The sequence below is a fragment of the Streptomyces diacarni genome (assembly GCF_003323715.1).
Classification (GTDB): domain Bacteria; phylum Actinomycetota; class Actinomycetes; order Streptomycetales; family Streptomycetaceae; genus Streptomyces; species Streptomyces diacarni.
This window is the reverse complement of the sequence record NZ_QOIN01000055.1, coordinates 1-22901: the sequence shown is the minus strand read 5'-3', so window position 1 is coordinate 22901 and position 22901 is coordinate 1. Positions and strand designations below refer to the sequence as shown.

General features: G+C 73.3%; 20 protein-coding genes, 1 pseudogene and 1 riboswitch. Of the genes and pseudogenes, 6 read left to right on the top strand and 15 right to left on the bottom strand.

Annotated elements, in window-relative coordinates:
- Positions 1-25: 25 nt before the first annotated feature.
- The 3 genes from DTL70_RS27380 to ribD are packed head-to-tail and all read right to left on the bottom strand — an operon-like array spanning position 26 to position 2601.
- Positions 26-709 (bottom strand): nicotinamide mononucleotide transporter family protein, encoded by a 684-nt coding sequence (locus DTL70_RS27380; RefSeq protein WP_114024694.1) that lies wholly within the window; start codon positions 707-709, stop codon positions 26-28.
- Positions 706-1362, bottom strand: coding sequence for a riboflavin synthase (locus tag DTL70_RS27375; protein WP_245979848.1), 657 nt, complete (start codon positions 1360-1362; stop codon positions 706-708). The genes DTL70_RS27380 and DTL70_RS27375 overlap by 4 nt, the downstream gene beginning before the upstream one ends.
- Entirely contained in the window at positions 1363-2601 is a 1239-nt protein-coding gene (gene ribD / locus DTL70_RS27370; RefSeq protein WP_114024693.1) for a bifunctional diaminohydroxyphosphoribosylaminopyrimidine deaminase/5-amino-6-(5-phosphoribosylamino)uracil reductase RibD, read from the bottom strand.
- Positions 2602-2751: 150 nt separating this feature from the next.
- A riboswitch (FMN riboswitch) is annotated at positions 2752-2882 on the bottom strand.
- Positions 2883-3267: 385 nt separating this feature from the next.
- Here ribD and DTL70_RS27365 point away from each other — a divergent pair.
- The 4 genes from DTL70_RS27365 to DTL70_RS27350 all read left to right on the top strand — a co-directional run bounded on the left by DTL70_RS27365 (position 3268) and on the right by DTL70_RS27350 (position 8375).
- Positions 3268-4581 carry an MFS transporter gene (locus DTL70_RS27365; RefSeq protein WP_114024692.1) on the top strand — a complete coding sequence of 438 codons (1314 nt, stop codon included), beginning with the start codon at positions 3268-3270 and terminating at the stop codon, positions 4579-4581.
- Between the two features lie 549 nt (positions 4582-5130).
- Positions 5131-6510, top strand: a complete 1380-nt coding sequence (locus tag DTL70_RS27360; RefSeq protein ID WP_114024691.1) for a uracil-xanthine permease family protein — start codon at positions 5131-5133, stop codon at positions 6508-6510.
- A gap of 101 nt (positions 6511-6611) precedes the next feature.
- Entirely contained in the window at positions 6612-7319 is a 708-nt protein-coding gene (locus DTL70_RS27355) for a DUF5995 family protein (protein WP_114024777.1), read from the top strand.
- 126 nt (positions 7320-7445) lie between these two features.
- On the top strand, positions 7446-8375 hold the full coding sequence (locus DTL70_RS27350) for a TIGR03619 family F420-dependent LLM class oxidoreductase (RefSeq protein ID WP_114024690.1): 930 nt from the start codon (positions 7446-7448) through the stop codon (positions 8373-8375).
- Positions 8376-8428: 53 nt separating this feature from the next.
- Here DTL70_RS27350 and DTL70_RS27345 read toward each other — a convergent pair whose 3' ends face one another.
- The 3 genes from DTL70_RS27345 to DTL70_RS27335 form a co-directional block, all read right to left on the bottom strand.
- Positions 8429-10165, bottom strand: coding sequence for a flavin monoamine oxidase family protein (locus tag DTL70_RS27345; RefSeq protein ID WP_114024689.1), 1737 nt, complete (start codon positions 10163-10165; stop codon positions 8429-8431).
- A 77-nt stretch (positions 10166-10242) separates the two neighbouring features.
- Entirely contained in the window at positions 10243-11010 is a 768-nt protein-coding gene (locus tag DTL70_RS27340) for a carbon-nitrogen hydrolase family protein (RefSeq protein WP_114024688.1), read from the bottom strand.
- A 162-nt stretch (positions 11011-11172) separates the two neighbouring features.
- Positions 11173-11637 carry an Lrp/AsnC family transcriptional regulator gene (locus DTL70_RS27335; protein WP_114024687.1) on the bottom strand — a complete coding sequence of 155 codons (465 nt, stop codon included), beginning with the start codon at positions 11635-11637 and terminating at the stop codon, positions 11173-11175.
- A 58-nt stretch (positions 11638-11695) separates the two neighbouring features.
- On the opposite strand from DTL70_RS27335, the gene DTL70_RS27330 reads away from it, so the two are divergent.
- Entirely contained in the window at positions 11696-12700 is a 1005-nt protein-coding gene (locus DTL70_RS27330) for a GDSL-type esterase/lipase family protein (RefSeq protein WP_114024686.1), read from the top strand.
- Here the strand turns inward: DTL70_RS27330 and DTL70_RS27325 are convergent.
- The 8 genes from DTL70_RS27325 to fmt form a co-directional block, all read right to left on the bottom strand.
- Positions 12693-13394: a class I SAM-dependent methyltransferase gene (locus DTL70_RS27325; protein ID WP_114024685.1), complete on the bottom strand. Its 702-nt coding sequence runs from the start codon at positions 13392-13394 to the stop codon at positions 12693-12695. The two genes, DTL70_RS27330 and DTL70_RS27325, sit on opposite strands and share 8 nt — an antisense overlap.
- Positions 13395-13496: 102 nt before the next feature.
- Positions 13497-14933, bottom strand: a complete 1437-nt coding sequence (locus tag DTL70_RS27320; RefSeq protein WP_114024684.1) for a GuaB1 family IMP dehydrogenase-related protein — start codon at positions 14931-14933, stop codon at positions 13497-13499.
- A gap of 123 nt (positions 14934-15056) precedes the next feature.
- On the bottom strand, positions 15057-16370 hold the full coding sequence (locus DTL70_RS27315) for a cation:proton antiporter (RefSeq protein ID WP_114024683.1): 1314 nt from the start codon (positions 16368-16370) through the stop codon (positions 15057-15059).
- Positions 16371-16409: 39 nt separating this feature from the next.
- Positions 16410-16886 (bottom strand): cation:proton antiporter regulatory subunit, encoded by a 477-nt coding sequence (locus DTL70_RS27310; protein WP_114015639.1) that lies wholly within the window; start codon positions 16884-16886, stop codon positions 16410-16412.
- Between the two features lie 66 nt (positions 16887-16952).
- Positions 16953-17951 carry a sugar-binding transcriptional regulator gene (locus DTL70_RS27305; RefSeq protein ID WP_181861109.1) on the bottom strand — a complete coding sequence of 333 codons (999 nt, stop codon included), beginning with the start codon at positions 17949-17951 and terminating at the stop codon, positions 16953-16955.
- Positions 17952-18084: 133 nt separating this feature from the next.
- Positions 18085-18768 (bottom strand): ribulose-phosphate 3-epimerase, encoded by a 684-nt coding sequence (gene rpe / locus DTL70_RS27300; RefSeq protein WP_114024681.1) that lies wholly within the window; start codon positions 18766-18768, stop codon positions 18085-18087.
- 132 nt (positions 18769-18900) lie between these two features.
- On the bottom strand, positions 18901-20439 hold the full coding sequence (locus DTL70_RS27295; RefSeq protein ID WP_114024680.1) for an RsmB/NOP family class I SAM-dependent RNA methyltransferase: 1539 nt from the start codon (positions 20437-20439) through the stop codon (positions 18901-18903).
- A 94-nt stretch (positions 20440-20533) separates the two neighbouring features.
- A complete protein-coding gene (gene fmt / locus DTL70_RS27290) occupies positions 20534-21484 on the bottom strand; it encodes a methionyl-tRNA formyltransferase (protein WP_114024679.1) in 951 nt (316 codons plus the stop codon).
- A 370-nt stretch (positions 21485-21854) separates the two neighbouring features.
- Here fmt and DTL70_RS27285 point away from each other — a divergent pair, with 370 nt between their 5' ends.
- Entirely contained in the window at positions 21855-22487 is a 633-nt protein-coding gene (locus DTL70_RS27285; RefSeq protein WP_114024678.1) for a hypothetical protein, read from the top strand.
- On the opposite strand, the pseudogene DTL70_RS34470 reads toward DTL70_RS27285, so the two are convergent.
- Positions 22470-22725 (bottom strand): annotated as a pseudogene (locus tag DTL70_RS34470) (hypothetical protein); the annotation flags it as partial. The gene DTL70_RS27285 and the pseudogene DTL70_RS34470 sit on opposite strands and share 18 nt — an antisense overlap.
- Between the last annotated feature and the right edge of the window lie 176 nt (positions 22726-22901).

Here is a 22901-nt window from a genome sequence, read left to right as displayed (position 1 = left end):
TGCGCCGGCCTGTCCGCGGCGCCGCTCACAGCGCGGCTCCGGTCGGGCCCAGCGCGGGCTCCTTACGGGTTCCCGCCGGGGCGCGGGCACCGCTGCGGGACCGCTGCCACCAGTCACGCAGGCCCCACAGCACCAGGCCGAGGTAGACGACGTAGACGAGTCCCGAGAAGGCCAGCCCGCTGCTGAAGGCCAGCGGCACGCCGACCACGTCGACCAGCAGCCAGGCGAACCAGAACTCCACCAGGCCACGCGCCTGGGCGACCATGGCGGCCAGCGTGCCGACGAAGATGTACGCGTCGGCCCAGGGGCTCCACGAGAGCGCAGGGACGAGGCTGAAGAGGGTGCCGACTGCCACCGTGCCCAGCGCGGTGCCCAGCGCGAGGACCACGCGCTCGCGCCGGCCGGCGAACCGTACGGCGATGGAGCCGTCCTGCGCCTGCTGGTTGCCGCGCCGCCACTGACGCCAGCCCCACAGGGCCACCACGATCACCAGGAGTTGCTTGCCGACACCGCCGGCCAGGTGCGCGTAGGCGAACGCGCCGACGAGTACCAGCCCGGAGAGGAACTGGGCGGGCCACGTCGCGAGGGAGCGGCGCCAGCCGAGCGCGAGGGCTATCAGCCCGATGGTGTTGCCCAGCATGTCGGACCAGATGACGCGCTGCCCGAAGACGGTGAACGCCTCGCTGTTGAGCCACTCGAAGACGTTCACCGCGCCTCTTCCCTCTCCCCCTGGTGCGGGGTCCGGCTGCCACTCGGAGTCTCCCGGCCGGTGGGTGCGGCGCCCATCAGCCGCTCCACGTACTTGGCCAGGACGTCGACCTCCAGGTTCACCGGGTCGCCCGGCTGCTTGGTGCCCAGCGTGGTCAGGGCGAGCGTGGTGGGGATGAGGGAGACGGTGAAGTGGGCCTCCCCCGCCTCCACCACGGTCAGGCTGATGCCGTCCACCGTGATCGAGCCCTTCTCCACCAGGTACCGGCCGAGCCCGTCGGGCAGGCCGACGGTGATCTCGGTGCCGCTGTCCGCGTCGCTGCGGGCCGTGATGGTGCCACTGCCGTCGACGTGCCCCTGCACGAGATGGCCGTCGAGCCGCCCGCCCAGCGCCATGGGGCGCTCCAGGTTGACGGGCGAGCCTGCCCTCAGCGCGCCGAGACCGGAGCGGTGCAGGGTCTCCGCCATGACATCGGCGGTGAAGACGCCGTCACTCGTCTCGACGACGGTCAGGCACACGCCGTTGACGGCGATCGAGTCCCCGTGGCCCACGTCCGCCGTGACGCGCGGCCCGCGCAGCCGCAGCCGTGCCGCCTCGCCCCGGTCCTCGACGGCGACGACCTCGCCCAGCTCTTCCACGATTCCGGTGAACACTCAGGACTCCTCAGGTTGCTCGGACGGCTTCTTCGCTCCGGCGGTGGCGGTAGTGGCGACATGGCCGGCGGCGTGTGCCGTCCCGGGTGCCGCGCCGCCCACGGCGGTGATCCGCAGGTCGGGTCCGAGTCGCACGGTCTCGCTCACGGTCAGCCGCAACGCCTGCGCGATCGTGCTGATTCCGGCCTCGCCCAGCGCCGCCGGCCCGGCCCCCAGCAGCACGGGCGCCAGATAGCCGACCACCCGGTCGACCAGCCCCGCGGCGACGAACGCGCCGGCGAGAGTGGCACCGCCCTCCAGCAGGACCGAGCGCACGCCGCGTGCGTGCAAGGCGGCCAGCAGGGCGCCCAGGTCGAGCCCGGGCCCCTCGGAGGCCCGGGGCAGCCGCAGCAGTGCGGCCTCGCCCTCGGCGTCGCGCAGCGCACCTTCGAGCGCCGCGGCGTCCGCGTCACGGGCGACGGCCACGAGGGTGGGCGCCACCGAATCGAGGACGCGCGCACCGGCCCCGACGGCGGCGGCCTCGCTGTCGACGACGACGCGGAGCGGCTGGACGGCGCCGGGGATCCCGCGCACGGCCAGATGCGGGTCGTCGGCGCGTGCCGTGCCGGAACCGGCGAGCACCGCGTCGGACTCGGCGCGCAGCCGGTGCACGTCGGCGCGGGCCTCGGCGGAGGTGATCCAGCGGCTGGAGCGGTCGGCCGCGGCGGTGCGCCCGTCGAGCGTGGCGGCGTACTTCCAGGTCACGTAGGGGCGGCCGCGCAGCACCGAGGTCAGCCACGCCACGTTGCCCGCGGCCGCCTCGTCGGCCAGCAGCCCGCCCTCGACGTCGACACCGGCTGCGGCGAGGGTACGGGCGCCGCCCGCGGCCCCTGGACCGGGATCGGCGACGGCGTAGACGACGCGCGCGACACCCGCGTCGACGAGCGCCCGCGAGCACGGTCCGGTGCGTCCGGTGTGGTCACAGGGTTCGAGGGTGACGACCGCGGTGCCGCCGCGCGCGTCGTCGCCGGCTTCGGCGAGGGCGTGGACCTCGGCGTGCGGCCCGCCGGCGCGCTGATGCCAGCCCTCCCCCACGGTCCGGCGCGCACGGTCGAGGACGACGCAGCCGACCACCGGATTCGGACTGGTGGAGCCGAGCCCCCGCGCGGCGAGGGTGAGGGCGCGGCGCATGGCCTCGCGCTCGGCCTGCGGCGCGGACGGCGCCTGGGGGTGGGGGGCCACCGGGTCCTCCTGCCTCATCGGGCACGGACTCCGGGGCTTACTCGAGAGACCTCGAGCGGACGAGGACGGACACGCATCCGGTGCGACACCGGCCGGAGCGGAGGACCCGCTTTGAGGCTGCTGCCCGGGCGGGGCCGCCGACGAGGACGGCGTACCGGCTTCGGCCCGCCGCGCACTGCCTCCCATCCGGACTTTCACCGTCGGTCCAGGAATCTCACCTGGTCAACCGGCCGCTGGCTGCGGTCGGGTCGCGGACTGTAACCGCCGGTTCGGACTTTCACCGACCCCGGAGTGCGCTGACGTCACTGGTACTCCCCCAGCCTTCGGCCGGGAGATATCCCCAAGTCTGCCACGCGGAAGCGGGGCCCATGCGGGCGGGCGCTGTGTACTGACTCACAGTGGCCGAAAACAGCGCGTCCGTAACCACTCCCTGCGCTGGTGTTCGAACCGACCGCGGGCCGGGCACGATCAGCGCGGGACACCAGCGGGGGTCGCCCTCGGCCGGCGCCGGTGGCGGCCCCGGCCGCGCGGCGCCTCAGGGGTAGCGGTGCCTCACGGCGTAGCGGTGCCTCACGGCGTAGCGGTGCCTCACGGCGTAACGGTGGCTTCACCGAGTAGCTGTGCCTCACGGGGTAGCCGTGCCTCACGGGGTTCGGGTGGCGGGCAAGGGAAGACAGGGACAGGATGCAGACGGGCGACAGCCGGCCGGAGCCGGAGTCGAGGACGGACACCACGCCCGGCGACCGGCGCACGACGGCGCCCGTAGGCACCGACCGGCCGCACGGCCCGGACCCGGACACCACCGCGGAGGGCGCTTTTGGCAGGTCACGCCCCGGCCCGGAGGTACGGCGCACGAGGGTGGCCGTCTCGGTCGTCTTCGCCGTGCACGGCACCGCCAGCGGCACCTTCGCCACCCGCATCCCCTGGCTGCGCGAACACCTCGACCTCAGCCCCGGCTGGCTGGGACTGGCACTGGTGTTCATGACGGCGGGCGCCTCCGCCGCCATGCCGCTCTCCGCCCGCCTCGCCCACAGGTACGGCCCGCGGCGTGCCCTCGCCTGGGTGTCGCTGGTCTGCTGCGCGGGCCTCGTGCTGCCGCCGCTGGCACCGGCGCTGGGCTGGCTGTGCCTGACGTTGTTCCTCTACGGGTGCGGGCTCGGGCTGATGGACGTGGCCATGAACGCCCAGGGCGTACGCGTCGAGGAGGCGTACGGACGTTCGGTGATGTCGGGGCTGCACGGCCTGTGGAGCGTGGGCACCCTGGTCGGCGGCGCCGGCGGCGTACTGGCGGCCCACGCGGGCCTCGACGGACGGGTCCATCTGGCTTGGGCGGCGCCGCTGCTGGGCGCGGTCGCGGTGGTCGCCGCGCGCTGGACACCCGGGACCGAGGCCGCTGCCGCGCCTGCTGGCCCCGCCGACGAGGAGGGCGGCACCGAAGCGCCGCCCCGGTTCGCGCTTCCCTCGCGCGGTGCGCTGGCCGTCGGGCTGTTGGGCTTCTGCGCGGTCTTCGCCGAGGGCGCCTCGATGGACTGGTCCGGCATCTACCTGGCCGACGTCACCGGGGCCGAACCCGGCCTCGCCGCCTCCGCGTACACGGCGTTCGCCTGCACCATGGCCCTCGCCCGACTGTCCGGCGACGCGGTCGTGCGGCGGTTCGGCCCCGTGGCGACGGTGCGGACCGGCGGAGTACTCGCCGCGCTGGGCGCGGCGCTCGTCGTCGCCGCCCGCACACCTGCCCTGGCCGTCGCCGGGTTCGCCCTCATCGGCGTCGGCATCGCCGTGGTGGTCCCGCTCTGCTTCGCCGCGGCGGGCCGCACCAGCGCCGCCGCGCCAGGACAGGCCATCGCCGGGGTCGCCACCCTGGCCTACGCCTCCGGCCTGGCCGCGCCCGGCATCGTCGGCTGGATCGCCCAGACGACCACGCTGTCGGTCTCTTTCGGCGTCGTCACCGCCCTGCTGCTGGGGCTGGTGGCCATGGCCACCGTTGTGCGCACCTGACGTTCGGCACTGTGCCTCCGCCGACTTCCCCGGCCTCTCACATCCCTCCGCCCCTGGGGGCGCCCCCGACGAACGGTCACGCCTGCACCGCCGAGCACCCCGGTGGCGGTACGCCACCGTCGCGGCGGACAGAAGGGGCCTCGCCACACACCCCTGCTGGACCCCCGGCGGACGGCCGTGCGGCACCGCCGAACACCCCGGCGGGGGTACGCCGCCGTCGCGGCGGACAAAAGGGGATCACCCCGCCCCCGCTGAGCCCCCGGCAGGTACGCCACCGCTGCCGCGGGACAAAGGCGGCTCACCCCGCCCCCGCGAGCCCCCGGCGGACGGCCGTGCGGCACCGCCGAACACCCCGGCGGGGGTACGCCGCCGTCGCGGCGGACAGAGGGGCTCGGCCCGCCCCCTGCTGGGCCCCGGCGGGGTACGCCACCTTCGCGGCGGGACAAAGGGGGCTGTTCCGCCGCACTGCCCGGGGCGGGGAGGGGGCAGTGGTGGTCGAACTAGGATGTGGGGCGATCAGAATCGGCCAGGTACAGAGCGGGAGCGAACATGGGTGGGCTCGGCGTGCGGTGGAAGGTGCACGGGGACGGGCGTGTCCCCGCACCCGGTGCCGTCGTGAAGCCCGACGAGCGGCTGTCGTGGCCGCGGACCGCGGGTCTGGGCGCCCAGCACGTGGTGGCGATGTTCGGCGCCAGCTTCGTGGCGCCCGTCCTGATGGGCCTCGATCCCAACCTGGCCATCATGATGTCCGGGTTCGCGACGATGCTCTTCCTGCTCGCGACCCGCGGCAGGGTACCGAGCTATCTGGGGTGCAGCCTCTCGTTCGTGGGCGTGGCCGCCGTCATCCGCGGCCAGGGCGGCAGCAGCGCGACGGTGACCGGCGCGATCCTGGTGGTCGGTGCCGTGCTCTTCCTCGTCGGCATGGCGGTGCGGAAGTTCGGAGCGCGGATCATCCACGCGGCGATGCCGCCCGTGGTGACCGGCGCGGTCGTCATGCTGATCGGCTTCAATCTCGCGCCGGTCACGGCGAGCACGTACTGGCCGCAGGATCAGTGGACGGCTGCGCTGACGATGCTGCTGACCGGTCTCGCCGTGGTCTGCCTGCGGGGTTTCTGGTCGCGCATCGCGATCTTTCTGGGGCTGGTCGTCGGGTATCTGCTGTCGTGGGGCTTCGATACGGTCTTCGGCCGGATCCACTCGCAGGACGCGAGCGGGAAGACCGTGGACCACTGGCGGCTGGATCTGTCCGGGGTGGGGCAGGCCGACTGGTTCGGGCTGCCGTCGGTGCACGGCCCCGACTTCTCGTGGTCGGCGATCCTGGTGGCGCTGCCGGTGGTGATCGCGCTGGTGGCCGAGAACGCGGGCCATGTGAAGGCCGTCGGCGAGATGACGGGGGACCCGCTCGACGACCAGCTCGGTACCGCGATCTCCGCGGACGGCGTGGGCAGCGTGCTCTCGACGGCGTTCGGCGGCCCGGCCACCACGACGTATTCGGAGAACATCGGGGTCATGGCCGCCACGCGCGTCTACTCGACGGCCGCGTACTGGGCGGCGGCGTGCTTCGCTCTGCTCTTCGGGCTCTGCCCGAAGTTCGGTGCGATCGTCGCGGCCATTCCCGGCGGGGTGCTCGGCGGCATCACCGTCATCCTGTACGGCATGATCGGTCTGCTCGGCGCGCAGATCTGGATCAACAACCGCGTGGACATGCGCAACCCGCTCAACCTGGTGCCGGTGGCCGCGGGCATCATCATCGGGGTCGGCGGCGTCTCCCTGAAGTTCACCGACACCTTCGAGTTGAGCGGCATCGCGCTGGGCACGATCGTCGTCCTCACCGGCTACCACGTCCTCAAGGCACTGGCCCCGCCGCATCTCAAGACGCAGGAGCCGCTGCTGGACGAGGGCACCAGCGGCTACGACGAGAAGGAGTGAGGCGGCGCGCCGATTGAACGGGGGTTCGCGCGTCCTCCGTCCGGGGGCCCTGCGGTGCGGGCTGGCCCCGTGGCGTGCGGCCGGCTGTCACCCTGCGTGGCATGACCTCTACGGACCAGGTACCCGCGCAGCGCGCGGTGTCGTCGGCGTCGATCGCCGAAGTGACGGCTCGCATGCGGGAGATCGGCGCGTCGCTGCCGCGCCAGGACGGGGTGGCCGTCTTCGACCGGGTGTATCTGTCGGTGACCGAGGAGTTGGAGCGGCGGCTGGTGTCGGGGCACTTCGCCGACCGTGCCGCCACCGGCGAGCTGGGCACGCGCTTCGCCCGGCGTTTCCTGGACGCGGTGGACGCCGAGGCCGCGGGGCTGCGCACGCCCGCGTGCTGGCGTCCGCTCTTCCGCTTCCGTCGCCATCCGTCCGTGCATCCGCTCCAGTTCGCCCTGGCGGGCATCAACGCGCACATCTGCCACGACCTGCCGCTGGCGCTGGTGGACACCTGCCAGGCGCTCGGGGTGGGTCCCGAGACCCTGGAGACGGACTTCGAGCGGATCGGTGAGCTGCTGACGGGTCTTGAGGAGCGCATCCGCGAGGAATTGATGCCGGGCCCCGACCTGTTGGACGTCGCCGATCCGCTGACGCATCTGATCGGTGCGTGGAGCCTGGAGCGGGCGCGGTGCGGCGCGTGGGCCGCGTTCCGTGCCCTGTGGGGGCTGCGCCCGTTCGGCGAGTTGCTCGAGGACATGGCGGACGGGCTGGACTCGACGGTCGCCATGACGGGCCGCTGCCTGCTGACACCGCTGTGGCACTGAGCGTCGGGCCCGGGGAGGCGCCATTGCCCGGAGGGACCTGATCGCGTAGGCAGGTGGTGCCACGGGCGCGGGGGACGGCCCCGGCGCGGGGCGCCGACGACGGGCGATCAGCTGACGGAGGGCGAGATGGCACTGCGACTGGGGCTTGGACTGCCGCAGACGGGGACGTACGACCTGGCCACGGACGTGACGGCGGTGGCGCGCGCGGCCGAGGAGATGGGGTACGACAGCGTCTGGGTGCTGGAGCGGATCATGCGGCCGGAACAGCCCGTGGACGACATGTATCTGATTCCGGGTCTGGAGTGGTCCGCGTATTTCAGGTCGGTCGCCGATCCGCTGGTCACCCTGTCGATGGCCGCCGCCGTCACCGGGCGCGTACGGCTGGGCTCCGCTGTCCTGGTCGGTCCGCTGCGCCCGCCGTTCCTGCTGGCGCGGGCGCTGGGCTCGCTGGACGCGGCCAGCGGGGGCCGGCTCGTCGCCGGTCTGGGTACGGGCTGGTCGCGTGACGAGTACGCGGCGGCGGGAGTCGACTACGCCTCGCGTGGCGCCGCCCTGGACGAGCTGCTGGACGTGTGCGCCCGGGTCTGGGGTGCCGACCCGGCCTCCTACGAGGGCGGGCGCACCCGCTTCACCCCGTCGGCCGTGGGCCCCAAGCCGGCGGCGTCCCACGTTCCGGTGCTGTTGGCGGCGGGCAACGACCGTGCGTTGCGGCGGCTGGTGCGGCGGGCCGACGGCTGGCTGCCTTCGCTGGTCTCCAACGAGCAGGTGTCCGCCACCCATGCCCGCATCAGGGAACTGGCCGGCGAGGTGGGGCGCGACCCCGCCGAACTGTCCACGACCGTACGGGCGTTCGTCCGAGTCACCGACCGCCCCGTCGAGGGGAGGCGCAGCCCCTACCAGGGCAGTGTCGAGCAGATCGTGGAGGACCTGGCCGGGGCGGCGCGGGCCGGGGTGAGCGAGGTGCTGCTGGACAACCAGTTGGAGTGCCGCGACGCCCAGGAGCTGATCGAGTCCGCGAAGGAGCTGCGGGAGGCGGTCACGGAGGCGGGTCTGTAGCCCGCCCCCTGCCGCCCTCTCGCCACCCTCCTGGTCCGCCCCCGGCCCCCTGGTCAGTCCTCCGGCAGCAGCACCGGTTCGATCCTGTCGAAGGCGTCCCCCGGGCCGGGGTTGGCCGGGTCGCAGGCGCCGCCGAGGTGGTGCATGACGCCCCACACGGCGTTGAGCGCGGTCTGCACGGCGCCCTCGGCCCAGCCGGCCGTCCAGGAGATGTCGTCGCCCGCCAGGAAGAGGCCGCGCCGGTCCGCGGGCAGCCGGTCCTGCATGAAGTGGGTGAACAGCCGCCGCTGGTAGCGGTAGTGCCCCGGCAGGTTGGCCTTGAAGGCGCCGAGGAAGTAGGGCTCGTCCTCCCAGGAGACGGTGAGCGGGTCGCCGGTGATGTGCTTGCGGATGTCGACGCCGGGATAGATCTCGCCCAGTGACTTGAGCATGACCTCCATCCGCTCGTTGGCGTCCAGCGGCAGCCACTTGAGGCTGTCGTCGCACCACGTGTACGAGAGGCAGATGACGGCGGGCCGGTCGGGTCCGTCGTCCAGCAGGTAGGTGCCGCGCGTCATCCGGTCGGTGAGCGTCATGCTCATCGTGTCGCGGCCGGTGCGCCTGCCTTTGTCGTCGACAGCCTCATCGAGCCAGAACGGCCGGTCGACGGGGACGAACAGCTTGGAGGACTCCATGTAGTGGGTGCGCTCCACGGCCGTCCAGTGGTCGATGGGCAGCAGCGCGTCGTCGCAGTCGATGCGGCTGAGCAGCAGCCACGACTGGCCCGTGAAGACGGCGGCCGGGTAGGTGCGGATGTTCCCGCCCGCGTCGGTGACGGTCACGCGGTTGCCCGCGGTGCGGTGCAGCCGGGTGACGGCGGGGCGGGGTGCGCCGTCCGGATGCAGCGAGGCCAGGCTGGTTCCCTGCGGCCAGTGGACGAGCTTGCCGGGCTCGCGCTCCCACAGGCGCAGCGGCAGTTGCTGGCAGCCGCCGACGATGCCGCGGTGGTCGTCGTCGGCGCCGGTGTAGACGACGCGCAGGATCTCCAGGATCGAGTTGGGGAAGTCGGTGTCCCAGCCGCCGGTGCCGAAGCCGACCTGGCCGAAGATCTCGCGGTGCCGGAAGGAGGAGAAGGCCGGGGAGTCGCACAGGTAGCCGTAGAAGGTCTGGTTGTCCAGCTTCTCCACGAGCCGGGACCAGATCTCGCGGATGCGGGGCACGTCCCGCTCGCGGATCGCCCGCTGCATCGCGGAGAAGTCGGCGCCCTCCTCCAGGCAGGCGTTCCACGCCTCCATCACCTGGTGGTAGACGGGCGGCAGGTCCTCCAGCGTGCGGGCGTAGTGCGACTCGCCCTTGAGGTCCACGACGGTGGAGGGGGTGTCGGGCGCCAGCGGGTTGGGGAACGGCGTGGTCTTAAGCCCGGCGAGGTCGATGTAGTGCTGCAGCGCGGTCGAGGACGGGGGGAAGCGCATGGCGCCCATCTCCGCGTGCAGCGAGGGGTCGCCGCCCTCGAACGCCGCGGTGCGCAGCCGGCCGCCGAGCTGGTCGGCCTCGTACACGACGGGTTTGAGTCCCATCTTCATCAGCTCGTACGCCGCCACCAGGCCGGACAGGCCGCCGCCGATGACGGCGACCTCGCTGCCGTGCGCGGCGGGCGGCACCGCGCCCAGGCCCGCCGGGTGCGCCAGGTAGTCGTCGTAGGCGAACGGGAAGTCGGGGCCGAACATCGTGAGCGGGCGCTGCGCCGGCTGCTCGCCTGCGGGCTGCCGCTCGTCCTGCTCGTGGGCAGCGGTGGGCACGGTGGAAGTCATGCGGAGGTGCTCCTGGGACGGCGTGGCAGGGGGGTACGGGGCGGGGACGGGCGCCCGGGGCGAGCCTGGAGGGGGGCTCAGGCCGGGTACAGCTCGGGGCGGCGGTCGGCGAGATACGGGTTGCGCTCGCGGGAGGCGGCCAGCAGCGCCGGGTCGGCGTCGGCCACCAGCAGGGCCTGCGAGGTACCGTCGGCGCGGGCCGGCACCGTGCCGTCCGGGGCGGCCAGAGCGCTGCGTCCGGCGAAGTCGAACTCCCCCTCGCGGCCCACGCGGTTGGCGTAGGCGACGTAGAGCTGGCTCTCCACGGCCCGCGCGGGAACGAGCGTGGTGGCCACCGTGTCGTAGGGGCGCATCAGCGCGGTCGGCACGAGCAGCACGTCGGTGCCCGCGAGGGCGTGCGCGCGGACGGCCTCGGGGAACTCGACGTCGTAGCAGATCAGCAGACCGAGCGTCAGCCCCTCCAGCCGCGCCTGGACGGGCAGGCGGGTCCCGGGTGTGTAGTGCGCGGTCTCGTAGGGGCCGTACAGGTGCGTCTTGCGGTAGTCGGCGAGGGTCTCGCCGTCCGGGCCGACGAGCCGGGCGGTGTTGTGCACCGCGCCGTCCTCGCCCCGCTCGGGGTAGCCGTAGCCGACAGCCACCCCGTGGCGGGCGGCGATGCGGGAGACCGCCGCCGCGCCGGGGCCGTCCGCCGGCTCCGCGTACCGGGCCGGGGCGCCGAGGGCGTACCCCGTGAGGGAGAGCTCGGGGGTCAGCAGCAGCCGGGCGCCCCGCGCCGCTGCTTCGCGGGCCGCGCCGTCGAGGGAGTCCGGGCCCGCGGACCGGGTCTGATGGAGGGCTATACGCACGCCTTCGACGCTACGGAGCGCCTTTGCGGGCGGCAAGCTGCCGATCTTGCGGGTTCACCCTTCATCTGTTGCGTGATCTCCGCGAAGGCCGACGTTCTGTTGCGCGGCGGCGTGAGAGCGCCGCTGCCTCTCCCCCGGTCGCTGTCCGGGGCCGGGGCGCTCCTACAGCGGGGGGCCCGCGTTGTAGCGGCGCAGCAGGGGGGAGAGCACCAGCACCGACTTGGTGCGGTCGACGAAGGGTTCGCCCGCGATCCTCTCCAGCACCGTCTCGAAGTGCCGCATGTCCGCCGCGAACACCTGCACGAGCGCGTCGGCGTCCCCGGTCACCGTGGAGGCCGAGGCCACCTCGGGATAGCGCGCGAGCGCCCGGCGGATGTCCTCGGGCGCCGTCCGGGAGCGGCAGTACATCTCGATGAAGCCCTCCGTCTGCCACCCCAGTGCGGCCGGATCGACCCGTACGGTGAACCCGGTGATCGCGCCGCGCTCCCGCAGCCGGTCCACGCGCCGCTTCACGGCGGGCGCCGACAGGCCGACCTCGGCTCCGATGTCGGCGTAGGTGCGACGGGCATCCTCGGCGAGGGCGTGGACGATACGTTCGTCGAGGGTGTCGAGATCGTTCTGTGGCACGGCGCCAGTAGAACACGAGGAAACCGGGGCCGCGGAACGGCCGGAAGGACGGGCGAGGGTGCCTGAAGAGGTGGCCGAGTGGCAGGACGCGGGGCCGTTCCTGAGGGGCGTGGCGTGGTGGGACGGCGACCGGTGCGTGCGCGCCGACCCGGCGGACGCGGCCCGGCTGCCGGTCGCGACCTGGGCCCGCGCCCGGATGCCGGTGGGGGTGCGGCTGGAGTTCGTCGCGCGGGGCCCGTTCGAGGTGCGCTACCGCGCGGCCGCCCTGGGCACCGTGGACGCGCTGCGGGAGGGAAGCCGGCTGTGGGAGGCGCTGCGGGAAGGCGAGAGGGTCACCGCCGTCCAAGAGAGACCGCGGGAGGGCGCGAGGGTGCTGCGCGTGGAGTGGCCGGGCGGCCCCGGAGTGCTGTACCCGCCGGAGGGGTACGCGCCTGTGCTGCTGGGGGTGCGCGGCGCACGGCCCGCGCCGCGGCGACCGCGCTGGCTGGTGTACGGGGACTCGATCACGGAGGGCTGGTCGGCGTCGGCCCCCTCGCTGGGCTGGCCCGCGCTCGCGGGCCGCGCGCTGGGCCTGGACACCGTCAATCTGGGCTACACGGGTGCCGCGCACGGGGAGCCGGCGAGCGCCGAGCAGTTGGCGGGCCTCCCCGGTTCGGTGCTGACCCTGGCGTTCGGCTGCAACTGCTGGACGGGTGTGCCGTATTCGACGGGGCTGATGGGCGAGACCGTCGCGGCGTTCCTGCGTCTGGTGCGCGCCGGACATCCCCGTACGCCGCTGCTGGTGGTCTCTCCGCTGCCGCGTCCGGAGGCCGAGCACGAGCCGAACGCCCTGGGCGCGACCCTGGCCGGCCTGCGCGCGGCGATGGAGGAGGCCGTACGGGCCCGGATCACCGCGGGCGACGACCGGCTCGCGCTGCTGCCGGGAGCCGGTCTGATCGGTCCGGGACACCTGGTGGACGGCGTGCACCCCGACGACGCGGGACACGCGCTGGTCGCCTCGGCGGTGGCCCGCGCCCTGCGCGAGGAGCTGGACGTGCCGTCGGGGAACGGGTTCTTCAACTGACCGGTACGGCGCGGACCCAGTCGTGCCGTTCGGTCAGCCAGCGGTCGACGCGCAGCCCGGCGGCGGAGAGCGTCTCGGCGAAGACGGGCTCGGTCAGCAGGCGCGAGTAGTACGTCCGCACCCAGGTCAGCCCCTCGCTGGTGTACTCCACGCGGGAGCGCGTGAGGCCGTCGCCGACCTGCTCGACGTCCGTGGTGGTGACGGTCATTCCCTCCTCGCGCCAGCCGTGCCCCGGCCTGACGTCCTCGTGGCGGCTGTCGTGCTGGCGCTGGATGACGACGCAGCCGTCGGAGGCGACGTGCCGGGCGCAGGCATCGAGCAGCCCGGTGCGCAGGTCGTCGTCGGCGGTGTTGACGAGGAAGGAGGTGAGGGTGACGACGTCGAAGCGCTCGCCGAGAGCGAGGTCCTCGATGGCGGAGCGCACGGTGCGGGCGTCCTCGATCATCTCGAGCATGCCCGGCGACTCGTCGACTGCGGTCACCCGGAAGCCGCGCCGGACCAGGGGGCGGGTCATCCGCCCGGAGCCCGCACCGAGTTCGAGCAGGGTCAGCCCGCGTGGCTCGGCCACGGCGGAGGCGACGATGCCGGTCTCACCGCTGTCCGGCAGCCGGGCGTAGACCTCCACGGCGCAGCCGTCCGGGGTGATCTCCCCCGGCCCTGTGCCCGTGTTCGCATGGCGCGTGTACCTACTCATGCACGTTATCCGACCACGCCACGCGCCGGAGTGGAGCGGAAGCCCTCGGACACGGCCGGCGCCGCGCCCCCGCCCGGGGTGCGGCGCCGGTCGCGGGCGCGGTCACCAGCTGGCGTGCAGCGGCTTGCCCTCCGCGTATCCCGCGGCGCTCTGGACGCCGACGACAGCCTTGTGCGTGAACTCCTCCAGCGTGCCGGCGCCCGCGTAGGTGCAGGACGAGCGGACGCCCGCGATGACGGAGTCGATCAGGTCCTCGACGCCGGGGCGGGCCGGGTCGAGGAACATCCGGGAGGTGGAGATGCCCTCCTCGAACAAGCCCTTGCGGGCCCGGTCGTAGGCCGACTCCTCCTGGGTGCGGTTGCGCACGGCGCGGGCCGAGGCCATGCCGAACGACTCCTTGTAGAGGCGCCCGTCGGCGGCCTGCTGGAGGTCGCCGGGCGACTCGTGGGTGCCGGCGAACCAGGAGCCGATCATCACGTTGGAGGCTCCGGCGGCGAGCGCCATGGCCACATCGCGGGGGTGCCGCACGCCGCCGTCGGCCCACACGTGCTTGCCGAACCTGCGGGCTTCGGCGGCGCACTCCAGGACGGCGGAGAACTGCGGCCGCCCGACGCCGGTCATCATGCGTGTGGTGCACATGGCACCGGGGCCGACGCCGACCTTGACGATGTCGGCGCCCGCCTCGATCAGGTCGCGCACGCCTTCGGCGGCCACGACGTTGCCGGCCACGACCGGAACGGCCGGGTCGAGGGCGCGGACGGCCTTGAGGGCTTCGAGCATGCCCTCCTGGTGGCCGTGGGCGGTGTCCACCACGAGCGTGTCGACGCCCGCGTCCAGCAGCGCACGGGCACGGGCCGCCACGTCGCCGTTGATACCGACGGCGGCGGCGACGCGCAGGGCGCCCTCGGCGTCGACAGCGGGGCTGTAGAGGGTGGCTCGCAGCGCGCCCTTGCGGGTGAGGATGCCGACGAGTTTGCCGTCGGGTCCGACGGCCGGCGCGAACTTGCGGTGCGCGGCGTCGAGCCGGTTGAAGGCGTCACGGGGGTCGATGTCCGCGTCGACGACGAGCAGTTCGCTGGTCATGACCTCCGAGAGCTGGGTGAAGCGGTCGACGCCGGTCAGATCGGACTCGGTGACGACGCCGACGGGCCGCCCGTCCCGCACCACGACGCCGGCGCCGTGTGCCCGCTTGGGCAGCAGCGAGAGCGCGTCGGCGACGGTCTGGGTGGGGGCGAGCGTGATGGGGGTGTCGAGGACGTGGTGCCGCCGCTTGACCCAGCCGATGACCTCGGTGACGACGTCGATCGGGATGTCCTGGGGGATCACCACGAGCCCGCCGCGGCGAGCCACGGTCTCGGCCATCCGGCGTCCGGCGATGGCGGTCATGTTGGCGACCACCAGGGGGATGGTGGTGCCCGTGCCGTCGGGCGCGGAGAGATCCACGCCCTGCCGGGAACCGACCGCCGAGCGGTTCGGCACCATGAAGACGTCGTCGTACGTCAGGTCGTACGGGGGCCGCTGATCATTGAGAAAACGCACGTACTTCAGTCTCCCACGTCCGCACATCCATGCGAGAGGGGAGGATCCGCCGGAGTGGACGGCCGGCCGTGGTGGGATCACACAAGGACGCTGGCCCCCTATGACTACGACGCGTGACTGCGACTACGACGTGTGACCGCCGCCGCTCACCGGGTCGGGGGCCACCTCACCTCGGGCCCGGTCCTGCTGCGGGGAAGCGGGCTCGGGCTCCTGACCGTGCGCGGAAGCGGGCCCGGTGGGCTCGGCCTCGCGGGCCACCGGCTCGCGCCGCGTCCGGCGCGCGTCGGCCACCCCCTTCAGACGGCGCACGACCGGCTCCGTCCAGCGGGCGGTCAGCGGCCCGAAGACCACCATGATCATCACGTACGCGGTCGCCAGCGGGGTGATCCGCGAGTCCACACCCGCGGCGAGCCCCGCTATCACGATGGAGAACTCGCCCCGCGCCACCAGCGCCCCGCCCGCGCGCAGCCGCCCCTTGCCGCCCACTCCCGCACGCCCCGCCGCGTACCAGCCGGTGAGCACCTTCGTGACGGCGGTGACCACGGCCAGGATCAGCGCGGGCACCAGCACGGGCGGGATCTGGGAGGGGTCGGTGTTGAGCCCGAAGAAGACGAAGAAGACGGCGGCGAACAGGTCCCGCAGCGGCATGAGCAGACTGCGCGCGTTCTCGGCCGTCTCGCCCGAGAGCGCGATACCCACCAGGAACGCGCCGACGGCCGCCGAGACCTGGAGCTTCGCGGCGATGCCCGCGATCAGCAGGGTGAGCCCCAGCACCACGAGCAGCAGCATCTCCGGAGTGTTCGAGCTGACGGCGCGGCTGATGTGCCGGCCGAAGCGCAGCGCCACCAGCAGCACGATGCCGACCGTACCCACCGCGACCAGCATCGCCACGCTCGTCCCCGCCAGCCCGAGCCCGGCCACCAGCGCCGTCAGCAGCGGCAGGTAGAGGGCCATCGACAGGTCCTCGATGACCAGCACACCCAGGATGACCGGCGTCTCCTTGTTGCCCAGTCTGCCCAGGTCGGTGAGCACCTTGGCGATCACCCCGGACGACGAGATCCAGGTGACACCGGCCAGCGCCACCGCCGCGACCGGACCCCATCCCAGCAGCAGCGCCGCCACCGCGCCCGGCACCGCGTTGAGCGCGAAGTCGACGATGCCGGACGGATACTGGGTCTTGAGACTGGTGACCAGCTCCGAGGCGCTGTACTCCAGACCGAGCAGCAGCAGGAGCAGGATCACCCCGATCTCCGCACCGACCTCGATGAACCCCTCGGTGGCGGTCAGCGGGAAGAGGCCTCCCTGCCCGAAGGCGAGGCCTCCCAGCAGGTAGAGCGGGATCGGGGAGAGCCCGATACGGCCGGCGAAGCGGCCTACCAGCCCCAGTCCCAGAATGACGGCGCCGAGTTCGATCAGCAGGACGGTGGTGTCGTGCACAAAGGGCCTTTCAGTTGTCCAGCGGCTTGCCCCGGCGGCTCAGGTGCCGGAGATGATGCGTGTCAGCTCGTCCACTCCCTCCCGGGTACCGACGGCGACGAGCGTGTCCCCCGCCTCCAGCCGGAAGTCGGGCGTCGGCGAGGGCACCGCGCCGGTACGGCGCAGCACCGCGACGATGGAGGCGCCGGTACGGCTGCGTGCCTGCGTGGCACCCAGCGGCTCCCCGCTGTACGGGGACTGCCCCGACATCGGGATGCGGACGGTGACCAGGTCGATCTCCATCTCGCACGTGCCCAGCCGCGGGCTCTCGCCGGGAGCGAGGATCTCCGCCAGGGAGCCCGCCTCCTCCCGGTCGAGCTGCACCGTGGCCAGACAGGCGTCCGGGTCGTCCTCCGGATGGAAACCGAGGAACCTGCGGCCGTCCTGGTGGGCGACCACCGAGATGTGGCGCCCGGTCCGGGTGGTGATGTCGTACTGCTTGCCCAACCCCGGCAGCTTGGTGCTCTTGGTCGTCATGGCTGCTGCCCTTCTCAACCTTCCACGAGGACTACGCAGGTCCGCTGAGCGTCCTGCGGCGAACTGCTACGAAGCGGCGGTGCTGTCCGGATCCGTACGCTCCAACGCCGGACGGGGGCCGGGTTCTTCCTCGGCCAGCAGCCAGTCGGCGGCCGCGGTGTCCGTCACCAGGCTGGTCACCAGTCCGGAGCGGAGCACGGCGCCGATGGCGGCCGCCTTGCGGTGCCCCCCGGCGATGGCCACGACCTCCGGGATCCGCCGCAGCCGCTCGGCCTCGACGGTGATGCACCGCTCCCCCAGGTCGCGGCCGATCCGCCGGCCCTGCGCGTCGAACAGGTGCGCCGACATCTCGGCGGCCACCCCGAGCGACGAGTAGTGCTCCCGCTCCTGGGCGCTGAGCATGTCGTGCACCGTGGAGATCCCCGGCTCCCAGGAGCCGATGGAGACGGCGGCGACGGTCACCTTGTCGAAGTACTCGAAAGCCCGGGCGATGCCCGTCTGGTGGCGCAGGGCCGCCGCGGTGGAGCTGTCCGGCAGCAGCATCGGCGCGTAGATGGGGTGCGCCTCCCCGCCCGCGACCTCGGCGGCGCGGCGGACGGCCTCCACCGAACCGCGGTCGGCCGTGCCCGCGTCGTAGACACCGGTGAGCTGCACCACCGTGCACGGCGGCAGCTGGCGCAGCGCCGTCGCCATGTGGATGGTGGAGCGCCCCCAGGCCAGACCCAGCACATCGCCGTCGGTGACCAGCTCGCCCAGCAGGTCGGCGGCGACCTCACCGAGGTTCTCCGGGTCCGCCGCGTCGTCGACCGCCTCGGTGGGCGACTCGACGACGACCGCGTGCCGCAGCCCGAAGCGGGCACGCAGCGCGTCCGAACGCTCGGCGTCCAGCTCGGCCGGCACCCTGATCTCGATGCGCACCAGGTCACGTTCGAGCGCGGTCTCCAAAACCCGGGCCACCTTGAAGCGGCTCACCCCGAACTCGTCCGCGATCTGAATCTTGGACTTGCTCTCCAGATAGAAACGGCGGGCCATCGCCGCCGCCTGCATGAGCTCGGCGGGTCCCATTCGCGTGGCTCGCCCCGACGACACCGCTCTCACCTCACTGTCTTGCCGTGTCCGCGCTGGCGGCACGTACGCGCCGCGCGTTCATCCTTGCAGATCCCCTGACAAACGTGACCCTGGTCACCCAGCGTTCACCTCAGCTCCCCTGACCCGGGCTGCCCGCCCCCTCCGCCTGCCGCCGCAACGCACGCACCGCCTCCGCCGGATCCTCGGCACCGTAGACCGCGGAGCCGGCCACGAACACGTCGGCACCCGCCTCGGCGCACCGCTCGATGGTCGAGGCGGAGACCCCGCCGTCCACCTGGAGCCACAGTTGCAGACCGTGCTTGTCGATCAGCTGCCGGGTGCGGCGGATCTTCGGCAGCATGATGTCGAGGAACGCCTGCCCGCCGAAGCCCGGCTCCACCGTCATCACCAGCAGCATGTCCAGCTCGGGCAGCAGATCCTCGTACGGCTCGATCGGGGTGGCCGGCTTGAGCGCCATGGACGCACGGGCGCCCTCGGCGCGGACCTCGCGCGCGAGCCGCACCGGAGCCGCGGCCGCCTCCGCGTGGAAGGTGACCGAACCCGCGCCCGCCTCCACGAACGCCGGCGCCCAGCGGTCCGGCTCCTCGATCATCAGGTGGCAGTCCAACGGGGTGTCCGTGGCCTGGCGCAGCGACTCGACGACGGGCACGCCCAGGGTCAGATTGGGCACGAAGTGGTTGTCCATGACATCGACATGCAGCCAGTCGGCGCCGCCGGTACCGGAGACCGCCTCCGCCTCGTCGGCGAGCCGCGCGAAGTCGGCGGACAGGATGCTGGGGTTGATCTGAGCCATGGTTACCAGTATTCCGTGTGGACGTTCGAAGTGATCACTCGGTGGGGCGCGCCGCGGCCACAGCGCGCCTGCCTGGCGGCGCTGCCGCCCCCTGGGGGCTTGCGCCCCGGGGGCTCTCACGCCGTACGGCCTTCACGCCGTGCGGCGCAGCAGCGCCAGGTACATCGCATCCGTGCCGTGCAGATGCGGCCACAGTTGGACGTCGGGACCCTCGCCCAGCTCCGGTACACCCGGCAGCAGCGGACGGGCGTCCAGGAGTTCGGCCGCCGGGCCGCGCGGATCCTTCTCCATTCCGCGCAGCACGTCGTCGACGACGGCGCGGGTCTCCGCCAGATGCGGCGAGCACGTCGCATACGCGACGACGCCACCCACCCGGGCCGCCGCCACCGCCTGCCGCAGCAGCCCGCGCTGCAACGGCGCGAACCCCGCCAGATCCTCCGGAGTGCGCCGCCACCGGGCCTCCGGCCTGCGCCGCAGCGCGCCGAGTCCGGTACACGGCACGTCCACCAGCACCCGGTCGAAACTCCCGGGCCGCCACGCGGGCCGCGTCCCGTCCGCGCTGACCGCTGCCCACGGCCCCGGATTGCCCTGAAGAGCACGGGCCACCAGCCGGGCACGGTGCGGCTGCTTCTCGGCCGCCAACAGCGTCGCCCCCCGCCCGGCCGCCAGCGCCCCCAGCAGGGCGGCCTTACCGCCAGGACCCGCACAGACGTCCAGCCAGTGCCGGTCGCTCCCGCCCTCCACAGGCGCGTCGGCCAGCGCGAGCGCGACGAGCTGACTGCCCTCGTCCTGCACCCCCGCCCTGCCCTCACGTACGGCGTCCAGTGCCCCGGGCTCACCGCCCTCGGCCATCCGCACCGCGTACGGCGACCAGCGCCCCGGCGCCGTCTCGCCGGTACTCAGCTCCTCGACGGACGCCCGGCCCGGGCGGGCCACCAGCGTGACCTCCGGCCGCTCGTTGTCGGCCTCCAGCAACGCCGTGATGTCCGCACGGCCGCCGCCCTGCCGGGCCCGCGCCGGCAGCGCGTCCCAGAGCGCGGAGACCACCCACCGCGGGTGGGCGTGGCGCAGCGCCAGGTGCTCCTCGGGGTCCTCGTCATAGGGCGGCGCCACCCGCTCCAGCCAGCCCTCCAGATCGTCGGCGGTGATCCGCCGCAGCACCGCGTTGACGAACTTCGCCCGCCCGTCGCCCAGCACCACCCGGGCCAGCTCCACCGTGGCGCTCACCGCGGCGTGCTGCGGAATGCGGGTGCCCAGCAGCTGATGGGCACCCAGCGAGAGCACGTCCAGCACCGGCGGGTCGACCTGGCGCAGCGGGCGGTCGACACACTCCGCGATGATCGCGTCATAGGTGCCCTGCCACCGCAGCGTGCCGTACACCAGCTCCGTGGCCAGCGCCGCGTCCCGCGCGTCCAGACCGCCCTCGTCGGGGTCCTTCTCGCGGGCCTTCCGCAGCAGCGGCGGCAGCACCAGGTTCGCGTAGGCGTCGCGTTCGTCGACAGCGCGCAACGCCTCGAAGGCGAGGATACGGACCGGGTCCTTGCGCGGCCGCCGGTACGGCTTCCCGGGCCTGCCCGACTTGCCACCCTGGCCTGTCTTGCCTGTTTTGCCCGTTCTTCCCGGTGTGGTGGACCTGCCCGGCTGACCGCCGTGACGGGATGGGGTGCTCACAGCTGAAGGTGCTCCGCGTAACGAGGGATCAAGACCTCCACCCTACGACCCCACGCCCCCTCACCGCGTCCGGAGGGTCGGAGACCGGAAACTGTCACGCCTCGAACCCGGCACCCTCTTCGATGCGGCTGCCCCGCGCCCAGTCGGCCGCCCGCATGGGCTTCTTGCCCTGCGGCTGCACCCACTCCAGCTCGACCGGGTGCGACCCCGTACCCACGTGCACCGCGTTCTTGCCGGCCCTCAGCCCACCCGGCGGAAGTCCCTCCCCGCCCGCGGTCGTGGCCGTCGCGGACAGCGGCGCCAGGGAGCGCACCTTGAGCCGCTCGCCGCGGAAGACGGTCCACGCTCCGGGCGCCGGCGTGCACGCGCGCACCACCCGGTCAACCCGGAGCGCGGGCGCGGACCAGTCGATACGGGCGTCCTCCACATTGATCTTCGGCGCCAGGGAGATGCCCTCCTCCGGCTGCGGCACCGCCTGAAGGCTGCCGTCCTCGATGCCGTCCATCGTGGCGGCGAGCAGCCCCGCGCCCGCGAACGCGAGCCGGGTCAGCAGATCGCCGCTGGTGTCCCTGGGCCGCACCTCCTCGGTGACCACGCCGTAGACGGGTCCCGAGTCCAGCCCCTCCTCGATGAGGAACGTGGTGGCGCCGCTCATCTCGTCCCCGGCGAGCAACGCGTGCTGCACCGGCGCCGCGCCGCGCCAGGCCGGCAACAGCGAGAAGTGCAGATTGACCCAGCCCCTGGCGGGAACGTCCAACGCGACGCGGGGCAGCAGCGCGCCGTAGGCGACGACAGGCGCGCAGTCGGGCGCGATCTCCCGCAGCCGCGCCAGGAAGTCCTCGTCCCGGGGGCGCGCGGGCTTGAGCACCTCGATGCCCTCCTCCTGCGCCCGCTGGGCCACGGGGCTGGGCACCAGCCGCCTGCCGCGTCCCGCCCGCGCGTCGGGCCGGGTGACCACGGCGGCGACCTCGTGCCGCTCGGAAGCGATCAGGGCATCGAGCGCCGGGACGGCGACCTCTGGTGTGCCTGCGAAGACGAGCCTCATCGGTGGCGAACTACCTCTCACACGCGGAAAGACGCCCCAGTTTACGGTCATCGTCAGGCCTGGGCCGGAGGGGGCGTACGGGCTCCCGCGCGCCCTGCCGACACTCCGTCCGCGCCCCCGCAGCGTGACCCGAGGGCCCATCGTCGCGTTGGTCAAGTCAGATTGACCGGATCGAGTCGCCGCCCCGCCCCGCCCCGCGAAGGCGCCGCGGCCCCGCTCCCACCCCCTTCCCCCCTCCCTCCCCTTTCTCCTCACCCCCTCTTCCCCACCACACTTCACATCCCAGTCACCCAGCCCCCCAGCCCCCAGTCACCCCCATCCAGCACGACAGCTGAAACGCCCCCTTTCAGCCGGTCCGAGAGGCTTCTTCATGGCCGACCACGCAACGCACGACGCCCAGGCGCGGGCCAGCCTGCATCTTCTGGTGCGGGACATCGAGCGGGTCCGCCGCCAGGTGGACGCGCTGCGCACCCTCACCGCGCAGCTCGGCAACGTCTATCGCCCCCGACGTACCGGCCCCTCCGCCGGTTTCGTCGTCTACGGTCGCGCTCCCGCGCCGACCGTCAGGCTCGCCCAAGAGCTGCGCGACAGCGTCGAAACGCTGGTCACCGCCGCCGTCGACTTCGACCGTTCACTGGGTTTCTCCTGGGACGCCGTCGGCTCGGCGCTGGGCGTCACCAAGCAGGCCGTGCACCGCAGGTACGGTTCCTCCCGGCGCGGGGCCGCACGAGGTGTCCCGGAGAACACCGAGGCGCCCGCCGCCCGGCAGCCGGAAGCCGTGCCGGTCGTACCCGCCACCCCCCGCCCTCTCCCCGGCTCCCCCGGCGCGGTGACCGGTCCGCGTCCGGCCGTGCCCGTCGCCCGGTCGATCCCACCGCAGCAGTCCGCCTCGCCGGCCCCGGCCCCCGAGCCCCGGCCCGAACCCCGGCGGGACCCCCGCCACGAGCGCCTCGACCGCCACGATCCGCGCCCCGGCGCGCTCCCCTCACCCCGCAACGGCTAGGACCTGTCCGGCGGAACATGATCGGAGCCACAGCCGGATCGCGGCCGCGGTGACTGTGCCGTGGAAGACACAGGCTCTCTTGTCGTGACGGGTGGCGACCGCCCGGGAGCTCCTCGAGCCGGCTGGCGGTCAGCTCGGCTTCGTTCCGGCGCCGGTGATGCTCCTGGTCGAATCAGGCGGGCCGGCCACCGCCCGCGCCGCCTCCGCGCCGGCGGTTGGCCCGCCGGTCCCTCAGCTCATGCAAGGACCGCCCGAGGCGTGTCGCCTGTCACCAACGTGCTGGGACGACACACCTAGGCCGTTTCTGATGGCTCTTGGACGGTGTCGCGGAGCCAGATGTTGATCGCTGTGACGGCGAGTGTGCCGTTGAAGATGTAGTCGCGCTTGTCGTAGCGGCTGGCCACCGCCCGGTAC

What these genes read in the sequence shown, in the direction of transcription:
- ribD (WP_114024693.1), bottom strand. Translation starts at nt 2,601, where the DNA reads ATGAGGCAGGAGGACCCGGTGGCCCCCCACCCCCAGGCGCCGTCCGCG.
- DTL70_RS27365 (WP_114024692.1), top strand. Translation starts at nt 3,268, where the DNA reads ATGCAGACGGGCGACAGCCGGCCGGAGCCGGAGTCGAGGACGGACACC.
- DTL70_RS27360 (WP_114024691.1), top strand. Translation starts at nt 5,131, where the DNA reads ATGGGTGGGCTCGGCGTGCGGTGGAAGGTGCACGGGGACGGGCGTGTC.
- DTL70_RS27355 (WP_114024777.1), top strand. Translation starts at nt 6,612, where the DNA reads ATGACCTCTACGGACCAGGTACCCGCGCAGCGCGCGGTGTCGTCGGCG.
- DTL70_RS27350 (WP_114024690.1), top strand. Translation starts at nt 7,446, where the DNA reads ATGGCACTGCGACTGGGGCTTGGACTGCCGCAGACGGGGACGTACGAC.
- DTL70_RS27345 (WP_114024689.1), bottom strand. Translation starts at nt 10,165, where the DNA reads ATGACTTCCACCGTGCCCACCGCTGCCCACGAGCAGGACGAGCGGCAG.
- DTL70_RS27325 (WP_114024685.1), bottom strand. Translation starts at nt 13,394, where the DNA reads ATGAGTAGGTACACGCGCCATGCGAACACGGGCACAGGGCCGGGGGAG.
- DTL70_RS27310 (WP_114015639.1), bottom strand. Translation starts at nt 16,886, where the DNA reads ATGACGACCAAGAGCACCAAGCTGCCGGGGTTGGGCAAGCAGTACGAC.
- DTL70_RS27305 (WP_181861109.1), bottom strand. Translation starts at nt 17,951, where the DNA reads ATGGGACCCGCCGAGCTCATGCAGGCGGCGGCGATGGCCCGCCGTTTC.
- rpe (WP_114024681.1), bottom strand. Translation starts at nt 18,768, where the DNA reads ATGGCTCAGATCAACCCCAGCATCCTGTCCGCCGACTTCGCGCGGCTC.
- fmt (WP_114024679.1), bottom strand. Translation starts at nt 21,484, where the DNA reads ATGAGGCTCGTCTTCGCAGGCACACCAGAGGTCGCCGTCCCGGCGCTC.
- DTL70_RS27285 (WP_114024678.1), top strand. Translation starts at nt 21,855, where the DNA reads ATGGCCGACCACGCAACGCACGACGCCCAGGCGCGGGCCAGCCTGCAT.